16 protein-coding genes are annotated in these 12,595 nt (G+C 38.4%); all 16 read left to right on the forward strand.

Annotated elements, in window-relative coordinates; genetic code table 11:
- The first annotated feature begins 122 nt into the window (after positions 1–122).
- Positions 123–1,433, forward strand: coding sequence for a Zn-binding domain-containing protein (locus HGR01_RS37465; RefSeq protein WP_264267519.1), 1,311 nt, complete (start codon positions 123–125; stop codon positions 1,431–1,433).
- A 100-nt stretch (positions 1,434–1,533) separates the two neighbouring features.
- Positions 1,534–2,280, forward strand: a complete 747-nt coding sequence (locus HGR01_RS37470) for a hypothetical protein (RefSeq protein WP_045873836.1) — start codon at positions 1,534–1,536, stop codon at positions 2,278–2,280.
- Between the two features lie 28 nt (positions 2,281–2,308).
- Positions 2,309–2,524 (forward strand): hypothetical protein, encoded by a 216-nt coding sequence (locus HGR01_RS37475; protein WP_045873837.1) that lies wholly within the window; start codon positions 2,309–2,311, stop codon positions 2,522–2,524.
- Between the two features lie 76 nt (positions 2,525–2,600).
- Entirely contained in the window at positions 2,601–3,593 is a 993-nt protein-coding gene (locus HGR01_RS37480) for a bifunctional DNA primase/polymerase (protein WP_062243199.1), read from the forward strand.
- Between the two features lie 2 nt (positions 3,594–3,595).
- Positions 3,596–4,078, forward strand: coding sequence for a hypothetical protein (locus tag HGR01_RS37485; protein WP_045873685.1), 483 nt, complete (start codon positions 3,596–3,598; stop codon positions 4,076–4,078).
- A gap of 5 nt (positions 4,079–4,083) precedes the next feature.
- A complete protein-coding gene (locus HGR01_RS37490; protein ID WP_045873686.1) occupies positions 4,084–4,506 on the forward strand; it encodes a hypothetical protein in 423 nt (140 codons plus the stop codon).
- Between the two features lie 43 nt (positions 4,507–4,549).
- A complete protein-coding gene (locus HGR01_RS37495) occupies positions 4,550–5,278 on the forward strand; it encodes a hypothetical protein (RefSeq protein ID WP_045873687.1) in 729 nt (242 codons plus the stop codon).
- Positions 5,275–5,997: a prokaryotic E2 ligase family D protein gene (locus tag HGR01_RS37500; RefSeq protein ID WP_045873688.1), complete on the forward strand. Its 723-nt coding sequence runs from the start codon at positions 5,275–5,277 to the stop codon at positions 5,995–5,997. The genes HGR01_RS37495 and HGR01_RS37500 overlap by 4 nt, the downstream gene beginning before the upstream one ends.
- 2 nt (positions 5,998–5,999) lie before the next feature.
- Complete coding sequence (locus HGR01_RS37505) at positions 6,000–6,596, forward strand: Mov34/MPN/PAD-1 family protein (protein ID WP_045873689.1); 597 nt, start codon at positions 6,000–6,002, stop codon at positions 6,594–6,596.
- Complete coding sequence (locus HGR01_RS37510; RefSeq protein WP_045873690.1) at positions 6,584–7,441, forward strand: ThiF family adenylyltransferase; 858 nt, start codon at positions 6,584–6,586, stop codon at positions 7,439–7,441. Before HGR01_RS37505 ends, HGR01_RS37510 begins: the two co-directional genes overlap by 13 nt.
- Before the next feature lie 44 nt (positions 7,442–7,485).
- Entirely contained in the window at positions 7,486–8,169 is a 684-nt protein-coding gene (locus HGR01_RS37515; protein ID WP_045873691.1) for a hypothetical protein, read from the forward strand.
- On the forward strand, positions 8,166–8,516 hold the full coding sequence (locus HGR01_RS37520; RefSeq protein ID WP_045873692.1) for a hypothetical protein: 351 nt from the start codon (positions 8,166–8,168) through the stop codon (positions 8,514–8,516). The genes HGR01_RS37515 and HGR01_RS37520 overlap by 4 nt, the downstream gene beginning before the upstream one ends.
- Complete coding sequence (locus HGR01_RS37525; RefSeq protein ID WP_045873693.1) at positions 8,476–9,531, forward strand: type I restriction-modification system subunit M; 1,056 nt, start codon at positions 8,476–8,478, stop codon at positions 9,529–9,531. The genes HGR01_RS37520 and HGR01_RS37525 overlap by 41 nt, the downstream gene beginning before the upstream one ends.
- Before the next feature lie 220 nt (positions 9,532–9,751).
- Positions 9,752–10,039 (forward strand): hypothetical protein, encoded by a 288-nt coding sequence (locus tag HGR01_RS37530; protein ID WP_045873695.1) that lies wholly within the window; start codon positions 9,752–9,754, stop codon positions 10,037–10,039.
- Between the two features lie 111 nt (positions 10,040–10,150).
- Positions 10,151–11,143, forward strand: a complete 993-nt coding sequence (locus tag HGR01_RS37535; RefSeq protein WP_081584137.1) for a DUF5895 domain-containing protein — start codon at positions 10,151–10,153, stop codon at positions 11,141–11,143.
- Positions 11,144–11,222: 79 nt separating this feature from the next.
- Positions 11,223–12,557 carry a DNA polymerase III subunit beta gene (dnaN, locus tag HGR01_RS37540; RefSeq protein WP_045873696.1) on the forward strand — a complete coding sequence of 445 codons (1,335 nt, stop codon included), beginning with the start codon at positions 11,223–11,225 and terminating at the stop codon, positions 12,555–12,557.
- Positions 12,558–12,595 lie beyond the last annotated feature (38 nt).

Consider the following 12,595-nt stretch of genomic DNA (forward strand, 5'->3'; position numbering starts at 1 on the left):
TGCCAGAGTGACAAAACAGGGATAGTTACCCCGGCTCAATTCTTGCCTTTCGCCAAAGGGCAGGACGTGCGGGGAGGCAGCAAGCAGGACTATTGGTGTTTATTCCGTCGAAAAGGTCGATTATGGATTCTTACTACGCCAATTACCCAGAACGCCTTTTATCCGATCCTCCAGAAATTATTAACTTTAACCACAATTATGAAACCACTTTGGAGCAGCACATTCTCGCCTGTTGCAAAGAAAGTAAGCCGACACAAGCTCAAATTGCCCGACATTTTGGTAGTTCTGGTAATGCGATCGCCCGACAGTTAATCGGTGATAATCAACTGATATTCAGCTACAATCAAAGACTGACAACTAATCGAAATCTCGGTTATGTCCACTCAAAAATTAAAGTTAGAGGCAACACCGATCAAAACATCAGTTATATCAATCAAGATAGCGCAGAAGAGTTTGAGGAAAGTTCGGCATCTTCTGCACTAAGAGAAGTTTACCCTGGTGCTATATATCTTGCTCAAGACTTTGATGGCAACCCCGTACAGTATAAATCACAAGAGCTAAATTTAACCGAAGGGAAAGCAATTCTCAAGCCAATTGAAACAACCAATTTATTTAGTCGTCCTGAAGGAAGCCTAAATTTCGAGGAAATCAAAATTGTCGGGGAAGCCAAAATTATCAATCTTCCCCAAGGGGCTGCTAGATTTACACCTGTTTCAGCCAAAATCAAAGAAGAAATTTATGGCTACAACTTGTACAGGCTGGAACAAAAATGGACTTGCACTAATAACAGATGTCGCAACTTCAATTTAAACTTACCTGGACACTTACAAACTTGCCCTGCTTGTAAAACCCAACTGATTGAACGAGAATTTGTCGAACTATTGGAGGAAAATAAATACGAAGAATCACTTGCTCTTAACTATAATACATTCTGCGTCAGGGTTGAAATTAACGCTGATGCACGAAAATATTTTTCAGTTTTGGTCAAAAATCACAGAAAAGAAATACTTAATAAACAGAAATATATTACCAATGAGGAGAAACAACTATTTGAAAGCAATGAAACCCAAATTTGCGTTCATACTCTCGCTCATCACCTTATACTCAGTTTACCACTTGTTGAACATGGAGCAAACAGTCGAGATATAGATTTCATGTTAGTAGAAGTGCCGTCTAATACTAAGATAGTTGGCTATTTCTTTGATACTTGTGAACATGGTACAGGTATGTGCGATACCCTCATCAAGTATTTAGAGACTGCCTTTATTAAGGCAAAGTTTCTAGTCGATAATTGTCCTTGTAAATACGGCTGTTCTTCTTGTACAACAATTCAACGCTGTCCTGATGATAACGAAGCACTGTTTAAATCAGTTGGGCTATCTCTACTAAAGGAAATAATCAATCCAACAGAGACAAGAACTATTAATCAATAGTTAAGATAATCCTATCCAGCTTGGGTAGGATTATTTTTTTAGTAATTCAACCACATACATCGCTTACGCACAAGATTGATGAAAGTTTTGAGAATAAGCGATGTACGTCGAACTATTAGCTGATTCACATCCAAACCCTAAAAAATTTCAAATTATTCACGCACCATCATTTTTACTTACAGAAACAAATTTTCAAATAGGAGATTTTGTCGAGTCGAACAATATTGATTTTATTATCAATCATGCTGTTAATCTAGGGTATCAGGTAAAAATATCCCATCCTAAAACCCAACAATATAATAAATATCCTCTTCCCAAAATCAGTGATGAACTAGCCGATTTGATAATTAATTATCCATCAGACTTAACACTACGAACTAATGGGATGGTTTTTGAACAAAGGGCATATTTAATGTCTAAGGTTTACGATGAAGTGTGCCAAAATCTTGAATCAAAAGCTCTTTTAAGAGAAGCAGAGTATTGGCTGATAAATTACGCACGAGAAGTAATTGCCAAACAATGTCATTACTTACCAGATATATTAATGAAATTAGATAACCCAACTGTGAGAGCAATGGCAATAGATACACTCATGCTCTGGCAACCAGATTGGAACAAAGCTATCTCTCAATATAGAGGAAGTAGATTTGAGGCTGGCAATAATGAGTTTGAGGTTATCAGCTACTATCAAAATCAAAAAAAGAAGGGTAGGGAGGGGATAATGGTACTGTGCAAGGTAACAAAAACTATGAATAAACATCTTGAATTTCCCACCTTTCCTTGCAATGCAAACTGTACTCTTGGGACTTATCAAGTCGAAAATGCACTTAACCAAAGGTTAGGTTAAAACATAATCATTATCTGAAATATTAATCATGGACGAGCAACAAATCAACTATTTCATAACAGGTATTTGTACGTTTCACTGGAATGCTGATTTTCATAAATTCTGTCAAGTTTGCAACTTTGACCCTAACCACACCTATTCAAAAGAGAAATGGCAGCAGTGGCAACAATTTGTATCCGGTATTAAAGCGTTTGACCAAAATACACTTGTTAAGCTAGTTGAAGCTGGCCATCAATTAGCATGACAGTCATAATCTCAAACCACTACGGTTACTAACGCACCAGTGCATGAATTATCGAAATAATTAGCCACATGAATTCATGCACGCCCAAATCCGTCATTTGGTATCTTCGCTTGACAACCTACCCGAAGAATGGCGAATCGTTCCTACTTTTGGTAAACGTCCTCTAGGGAAAGAATGGGAAAAAAATACTTACTCTCCCAAAGAACTACAAACTGAACTCGTCCGCCGTCGGCTAAAATTTTGGACAAATAACAGATTTATTACCCCCACTGGTGTAGCCTTGGTTTGCGGTTTCAATCATCCTCAAGGGTACTTAGTAGCTATTGACTGCGATGGGGAAACATCCTGGCGACAAATCATCCAAATTAACGAACACCTAGAACCAAAAGAACTTAACCTGCTAACACCCATCAGCAAAACTTCTACAGAATCGTTATGCGATCGCGCTCAAAAATACCTTCCTCCCACAATTGCATTTACCTCTGGGAGGAAATATCGCAGCCAACGCTTATACCTCATCCCAAATTCAAAAGCTTGGGAAGTAAAGTCTCGCAAAATCAAAACTGGGAAGGACGAACACCTGGAGTTCCGAGGCAAAAACCTAGCCTCAATTCTTCCCCCGTCCTTTCACCCAGAAGGTAGAAATTACAGATGGCTTCCCGGCTGTAGTCCATCTGAACGCCAAATAGAAATAGCTCCCGACTGGGTAATTGCCCAAATGCTTGCCAAACAGGAGAAAACAAGAAAGTTTAACCTACCCAAAGAAAAATATAACCACAGATATGGGGTAGGCAGGTACGCTCATTTAATTCCCTCAATAGAAACCAATATTCAAACCGCACTTGTACTACTCGAAGTCATCCACCCTCGGTTTGCAGATGATTACCATTCGTGGATTCAAGTCGGGATGGCACTTCATAGTGTTAGTCCCATTTTATTTAAGGCATGGGACACCTGGAGCCAACTTTCTCCTAAGTACAAACCAGGCGAATGCGCCTACAAATGGCAGTCTTTTAACAAGACAGGTATCACCATCCGCACCTTATTTAGATTAGCTAATCTCTCTTAATCATGAGCAATCAAACATCACCTGACGAGAATGCAACTGGCTTTGAACATAACTATAGCAGTAAAGATTTTAATCCTGATATTCAGGACAATCTAAATTTAGAAAAAACATTAGATGAATCAGTAAATACTGAAGTTATAAGTCAAGATTCATCTAGCGGGATAACTTTTACCAAAACCGCCATAATAACAATTCAGTTAACACCAAATTCAGAAAAAGCAATTGTCTCAATTGGAATTCAAGATGCACCTCCGATTATTAAGATAATTAACTTAACTGAGATAACATCTCAGCCTATCATAAATAACTGGCTAAATGATTTAGAAAAATCTCTTCCACAAATGTTAAATATCTACAAACAAAGGATGGAAAAGCAGACTAAAGTTCAGAATCGACAGGAACAATCCAGACAAGTACAAAAGCGTAACCTACCTGAAGATAAAGATAAAAAACCTGCGCCTAATAACCAACTGTCACTATTTTAATTATCATGAAGTACATTGCTATTATCGAAGGGCAAGAAATTCCTCTTGATGAGGCGCTCGCCCAGGATGACAATACACTCAAAACAGCGATTAGCGTCTACTTTCCAGAGTATGCTAATGCCGAAATTGAACGACAAACAACTGATGATACAGTTTCAATTCGTTTGGTAAAAAAGGCAGGTACTAAGGGAAATAAATTTAGAGAATTGAAAAACTGTTTTGAAGAAATAAATCCTGCACTAAAGTTAGGATGGCAGATAAAGCTTTTAGAGATAAACAGTCAAATTACTCTTGAAAGTTTAATTACTTTACAACCTGAGATAGATAAAGCTATCAAGCTCGGTCAATCTTGGGAAACCTATAGCGAAAAAGTTGCTCAAAGCCTTAAACAGCAACCTGCTATTACGAGTAAATATCCTGTAGTTTAATCACAAATTTATGGCCGCTATAATTCGTAGCGGCTGATTAATTATGCTTGGCAACATCCACTCATTCAAAATACCCATTACTTGTATAACAGCAATTAATTATCTAGAAAATCTTTCCGAACGAGTAAATATTTTAAGCCTGTATCAAAAATTATTTCCAGAAAAATGGTTAGAATCAACTATTCCTATTAATAAACAATCACATCCATCAAGTGCTTACCTAGATAGAGAAATTGAATTTATTAACCTAGTGAATGAAAATCTATTCCCAGTAGAATATATCGATGAAATCGAGTTTAATTCTGAACGTGATAGTATTCTAGTTTCGCCACAAAGACTTGAGTGGTGGAATGAAGATTTTGAAGAACTGGTATACTCGGAGAAGTTCCTACTGTCATTGATGGGGCAAGGGTACAATATCAGCCAATGGAAACTAAATTTTGGTTTTACTCCTGACTACATTGCTCCAGCAGAAGAAATTTATTTCGAGAAATTCGTAAAGCTGTGTCGTCGTTACAAAAGTCCCCTGCAATATTTAGATATAGCCATACGAATTATAGATTACTCAACTGAAAATATTTGGCTAGATATTACGTGTGAAACAAGCGATTGGCTGGACTGGACTTATGAGAATATCGTATTTCTCGCTCAAAAGTGGCGAGAAGCCGTCTCGATGATGGAGAAATCAAATGAGGTTAGCCATTTGTTAGAAACATCTCTTTCTGCTCGAAAAGTAGCAGTGAAAATTTGGAATCAAGCATCAAAAGCATGAATGTAGACACAAATATATTACCAATAATTAACTTAGAAAATGTCTCCCAAATCCTGCTGGCCAATATTCCACAAGATGATTTACTAGGGCAGTTAATTATCCTCAAAGGACAGTTTATTTTAGTCGAACGTGAAGGCAAAGAGTCTAAATACAAATTCCTGTCTCCTGAAGCAGTAGAGAAAGCCTTCACAAGTAAAACTGCCGCATCTGGATGGCTTTCTAGCAACACAATTTGGTGGGGTAAAAATCCAGAGGGAGAGGCCATTATTCAGTTTTATTCTCCCCAAAAATATCAAATTCAAATTATGGGACAGGAATTTGAAGTAATTACTGTACCAATGCCTGCATTCTTATTTGCTGGATGCGGTAGTAGATATTACCTGTGGGCAGTTAAAGGCAGGGTATTTAAACCAGACGCACAACTGTACAAGCCTCCTTTACCTAATATTTGGGACGACTCTAGTATTTGCTTTGGGGGAAATTCTCTCAGTATGTGCAGTGCTGCAACCATAAGCCAAGTTTGGGATCTGTTCTGGAAATCACCTTTTAACAAGGACTTATCTCAAGGCAAGTCAAAAACTCATCCTGATAATATCTGCAATCAACTAATCAAATTACACGAATCTAAAGCTAAATTCTACCCTTCAAATGACCTTGTTCCCGTTCATAGCTGGAAAGTCACAACCCCAGAAGACATTATCAATCATTTGTTCAGTTAACAATGAATCCCTTTATCGGTTATCACCTCGCTACAAGTAACAACTTTCCTCCTTACAGTCAAAAACTCCAGGAATACTGGCTGGCAGCAAATGGGCTTTTCTTGCGATCGCATCGCCGCGAGTTAGAGGTTTGCTTGCAACTAACTCAAACTCAAGTCGCTGGACTCCAACCCCTTGAACCCTACTTCCGTCTGAAAGTCCCAAAAGTTCCTTGCCAAGCGATCGCCGAGATTATCAATGCTGTTAGTATCAACCCCCAACAGGAAATCCTATTCTACTTGGGAGTGACAAACAACCAATGGTGGTGTCACACTCCACTGCAAACTGCGTCCTCTACTCACGTCTTATCTTTAGAAAGCGCACTCGATAAAAGCTATACAGATTGCTTAGTGGAAATGCACAGTCATGGAACTCTAGCTGCTTATCCATCAAGTGCAGATAATCAAGAAGAAAAAGGCAAATTTCGAGTGTTCGCGATTATTGGCACACTGAATACGATTCCCACAATCTATACCCGAATCGGGATATACAATCACTTTTTCGACATCAACCCCAATCAAATATTTGAACTGCCGCCACAGGTAAAATGCTTGAATTAACTACTTACCAACAAGCTTTACCCGTCTTACCTCGCAATCATACTCGTATCAACTTCGTCTTAGTAGGAGTAGGAGGAACAGGCGGGTTTCTTGCAGAAGATTTATGTCGAATTATTCTGCAACTCCAGCACACTAGAAAAGAAATTAACTTTGCGATCGTCGATGGTGATATTGTCGAACTCAAAAATATCAGCCGCCAAAATTATCAACAAGCTGAAATTGGGCTACCAAAGGCAGAAACACTGGCTGCAAGATGCAGTGCTAAGTATGGAATAGAGATTACAGCCGTTTGCGACTGGTTTGAAGAAGACATGATTCGCACGGCCAGTTGGTGGAATACCCTAACGGTAATCATTGGCTGTGTAGATAACAGCACAGCCAGGAGCAAAATTCACTCTGTTCTTAAAATCAACAGTGCAAATGAGCCAGCATCTCTATTTTGGCTGGATTGTGGAAACAGCAACTACTCTGGACAAGTAGTAATTGGAACGCACTCTAATTTTGATATAGTCCAAGCTTCCAATAACCCAGACAAACCTCAATTCTGGTTGCATCTTCCCTCCCCGGTGCTGGTTCACCCAGAATTGCTAGTTCCTCAGCCAGAAGAACTTAGCGACAACAACCTTTCATGTGCAGAAATCCAAGCACGGAATTATCAATCACTATTCGTCAATAAAATGACGAGTGCGATCGCAGCCCAGTATCTACTAGAATTAACCCTCACTGGGGGGTTGAAAAAGTTCGCTAGTTATTTTGACCTCAAAGCAATGTCAACTAAAAGTTTATATACAAGCATCGATCAACTCAAAAAATACTATATTCCACAAACAAATTACCACAAATAGCTTACGCATATATATCCCAAAAACTAAATTTGGGATATATTTTTATGAATCGATTTAATCACAAAACACTTGAGCTAGTCGAACAGAATCCAGAATATTTATCAACGATAAGTTATCGTAATCTAACTATCAAAAGTGAATCTGAAGTTGCTGGTGGTCAGTTTCACCTCATTATGCAACAAATTGGGTTAGGGCTACCAGTCGAAGCTTTATTGAAGGCATACCCCCAAATTAATAACTGGGTCGATAAGGTAAAACCTTTTCTAAATATTCCTGGCAACAAACAATGGAACGCCCAACTTCAATATTTATACCACGATATTCTTCTCTACAGCGAGTGCGACCTCATTATCTATGGTGAAAATCAAGTAGTTGGGTTTGACTGGACTATTCAAAAACCTCCTAAATTTGAAATTCTTGAGAGTAAATGGCAAACTCAACTGAGGTTATTTCTCCTATACGAACAAACTGGAATACCATTAGAGCAAATTAGCCTGGTTTACTTGTTCGTTAACACTGATAGTATTTACCAGTTTACTTATTCTGAAGATAAACATTTAAATTTCAAAGCCCGGCTAGAAGAAACACTCGCGCCTTTTGTAAAAGACGATAAAGAGAAAAAACTTTTAACCCACAAAATGACCCCTCAAGAAGCACATGATAAATGGCTAGCAAAAGAAATATCAACTATGGAATATTTAGCAGCAATTCCTGAAGTTGAGATATGAATCCAACAGAATTAAATATCACCAAAATCGAACTCACTCCTAACAGTGGTTGGACGCTCAATATTCTCTCGCGTCGGGTAGCAACGATTACCGACCCCCTGGGAAACAGAAAAACCAGCTACTTCGGGTTCGATACCAAAGAACAAGCCGAAAAGTTTAGAAATTGGCTTGTCAGAAAAAACAAATGTAGTAGTGCAGTTATCCGTCACTCAGAACGATTAGCTACTGAATGGGAGGTAAAAGCTTGGAATGTTCCAACCTCCCTAATTCTTGAATGCGCCGTCAAAGATTTAAAGGAATCAAGCAATGCAACTATCTCTACTAAATCTACCCTACAACGAGAATAATTCACCCTTAGCAGATATTTTCAATATTCCTCATTTAGAAAAAGCAGAAGCCCTTCGTAATTTAGCTGCTTCAATGCAGCCAACAATCGACCAAAAGAAAAATCCTGCTATTGGAAATCAAAGGGTAACAAAGCATCGTAAAACTATAGCTCAAGGAATAATCCAAGAAGGACTTGAACTTGAGATTATCCAGTCTTGGTTATTTGCGATCGCACAAATGTGGGAAGTAGGAAATATCCCACCAATACTACGCGGTATATCTCACAAATCGCAAGTAGAAGTCCTATTTAGAATTTCCCAAATGGGAGAAACAATTCAGAAAGTCCAAGAAAAATTGGCAGGCGAATATTACCAAGACTGGGTAAAGTCTTTAAGTCGCGCCGGATTACATACACCAAGCGAAATCATATCCGCAATAACAGAAATTCAACAGGTAGTAAAACCTGAAGCAATTAATACTACTAAGGAACAACTCAATAGGCTTGAGTTAGAAATTATTGGGATGAAAGATGGAGATTTCTTCCCTACTCCTAAACCAGTCTGTCAACGGCTTGTTCAACTGGCAGATATTAAACCAAATTGGCAAATTTTAGAGCCTAGTGCAGGTAGTGGAAATATTGCTGAGTATATCACTAATACCTACCCTAATGTTCAACTAGAAGTGGTTGAGATTAATTACGATTTACAACAAATTCTAGAACTCAAAGGATTTAATATCGTAGGGAAAAACTTTCTGGAGTTTAACCCCAGTCATTTATACAATGCCTGTATCATGAATCCTCCATTTTGTGAACTTGTCCAACATATATATCAGGCTTGGAAGTTACTCATAACGGGTGGCGTATTAGTTTCAGTCATACCTGAATCAGTTTTCTTTAATCGTAAGTACAAAACCTTCAAAAACTGGCTAATAGCCAATAATAGCTATGTAGAAATGGTAGATAAAGATGCCTTTTTAAGTTCAAATAACCCTACAAACGTAGCCACCAGAATCATTAAACTCATTAAACCATAGTGTACTACAAGCGCATGGCATACTGCCAAATTGATAAAACTAAATATGTCACGTATATTTTCCCTATATGGGGACAATATATGAGATACAAAATCCTTACACAGCAAGAGTTAGAAGTAGCACTAAATAAGTGCAAGCTTGCTGGTTGGAATGTCAGTAATATCACCAAACTTAGTAATAAAATGCTTGAAATCAAACCCCAACGAACAAGGAGATAAATATGACAATTGAAACTATTGCTTCTTATAGATTTATTCCTGGTAAAGACAGTCAAATAACTAGTTATGGATCTCCTGAAGAACAAACAGTCGCAATTCATAATTCAAGCATGGCATCTGTGTCACTGACTTTCACAACTGAAAACACATCTGTTCTTAGACAAATTATCATCAGTGTTCAGCAAATATACCAGATACTTATAAATACTAAAACTGAAATTATTCAGGAAGATAATTGCATTGACAGCTTTACAGGCTTAAGGGGAGAGTGTGATGAAAAGTCTATCTAAATAACTAAGTATCAATCAATCTTTTAAGTCGTCTTAATAACAGACGACTTTGATTTTTTACAACGACTTTTTGCTTTACGCATTAAATATTGATTTCCATTAATTAAAATTATGCCAAAAAGTCAAACAAAGCCTACTAATTCTGCTACTGAAGAAAGCACAGTATCCCAGTCTGAATCCTCTGAACAAACAGTTCAGAATAATACAAACATACAAAAGCGTAAATTAGCTATTTCTAAATTTGCAAATCCTGAGTACAATGCGCCGATTAGTAATATCTGCATCTGCCAAGTAATCAATCACATGGAAGCAGAAAAAGTCGGATTGTTTATCAAAGATAAATACTTAGCAGCTATTAACTGGCAAGGACAAGAACCTACACACAAGCACACTTTCTCTAGTGGCACGCCAGAAATGGGAGTATTGCTGCAATCGCCCAGGATGCACATTCTTGATGTTTCTCCCAGATATATTGAGCAACGCGATGATGGCAAAATTGTAGGAGTGTACGAATCACCTGATGGGTACGAAATGTACCAAGCACTTGGCAAAGATGCCGCAGTATTGAGACGGTTTTATTTGTTGCAGCTTGTTGATGAAAATAATCATAACCTGCACTCAGTACCAATTGTCTTATCAATCAAAGGCGTTGCATCATCAAAATTTGGCGAGGCTTATAAACAGTTCCAACGCGAACTAGAGGTTGCATTCGCACGATTTACTGATAAAACTGTCGCTGAAAAACGTGCAGAGTTTCATCGTCTCGGTGTATTTCAACCCACCTTTACACCATCTCTTGAACCTAAAGAAGCAGTCAATCAAAGAGATAAATCTTGGGTAGCAGTTGTCACTTCTTATAAATCACCAAATCCTGATGGAAGTGATTTTCTCGAATTCTTCTCAGAAGAGAAAGAAATCGATATCCAAACAACAATGCAGGCAAATCCTGAATTCTCTCACCGCATCGGTAAAACATCAACTGTTGTAGCAGAACATAATCGCCTGGTAGGTGCAGCTGATATGCCAGTAGCAGCACTTCCTCCTAGTACAGCAGGTCAGACTTATACAGCATACAGTACTGAAATGGAAGAATTGCCTTACTGAAACAACTATCTCATGTAACCGAAAAGGGTGCTAGAAATAGCGCCCGTTCAAACATCATCTACTAAAAGCAAAGTAACAAATGAAACTAAACATTGAACAAGCTAAACTCGCAGAAATTCTAGAAACCGCTTATCTCGCAATTAGTCCTAAGCCTACTGACCCAATTTTAGGAAATATCTTACTGATAGCAAATGAAGATGGGATAGTATCAGCAACAGGAACAAACCTCAACCTCACAATTCATACTACAACGACCGCAAATGTGGAAACGTCAGGTCAGGTAGCACTACCAGCCAAACTATTAACTGACACTATTAACAATGTCAGAGGAGAAATTACCTTAGAGGTAGAAAACCAAGCCTGCATAATTACTCACAATAGCGGTAAATGCCGTCTGATTGGCGGAAAACCTGACGAGTTTCCAACTCTTCCCAAGGGAGAAAATCCAATAGAAGTAAATTTAAGTGCCAAGAAACTCCAAGCTGCACTTGAAGGGACACTCTATTGCACCAATGGTGACGAAACAAAGTTAGTTTTAACTGGTGTCAACTTCAAAATTGATACTAATAAGTGGCAAGCTGCTAGTACAAATGGTCACAAATTAGCACTAGTCACAGGAATACTTGATAGCGAATATTCTGACCCAATTGACTTTACTGTTCCAGGTAAGTCACTTAGCGAGTTAAACAAAATTCTCTCTCAAAGTGCCGATACAAGCGTGTGCAATATTCTTCTATCAAATAAAACTATTGAGTTTAGTCTTCCTCACACAAAAGTCATTTCCCGACTTTTAGAGGGAGAATACCCCAAAATCAATAGTTTGATTCCCAGAACATTTGAGTATGAATTTACATTAGAACGCAAGGGATTTGAGAGCGCACTGAAGCGGGTAAGTTATCTAGCCGAACGCAAGCAAAAGGTTGTCAAAATTCTCTGGGAATTGGAAGCTACACAGGCAACACTTTACACCGAAGCTACTGATATCGGGGATGCAGTTGACTCGGTACTGATGAAACCAGCAACTAGTCATTCAGAAAACATCAGTATTGGATTAAATATCGACTACCTTATCGAAGGATTGAAGCACATCAGTACTGATGAAATCGTGGTGCGGTGTAACAAACCTACGCAACCAGTCATTATCTGCCCAATGGGAGGACTGCTCAATCAGCTGTATCTGGTAATGCCTGTAGAAATTAAGCAGGGGTTTGAAAAGGTAAATAACCAAAGTACAAAGACAGAAGCCAGCACTCAACCTGAGCCTAGCACTGAAGAAGTAACAGATATAGCGCAGGCAACAAATGATAGTGACAATTCTGAAACAGAAATACAATCTTTAGTAGCAAAAGATACTACTAAAGGTAAGTCAACCTCACGCTCGTCACGAACGAAAAAAGAAGCCGCGACTGCTTAAAAATTAAACTCCTTATCAGTGCAGTTGGTAAGGAGTAA

The sequence above is a fragment of the Tolypothrix sp. PCC 7712 genome (assembly GCF_025860405.1).
Classification (GTDB): Bacteria; Cyanobacteriota; Cyanobacteriia; order Cyanobacteriales; family Nostocaceae; genus Aulosira; species Aulosira diplosiphon.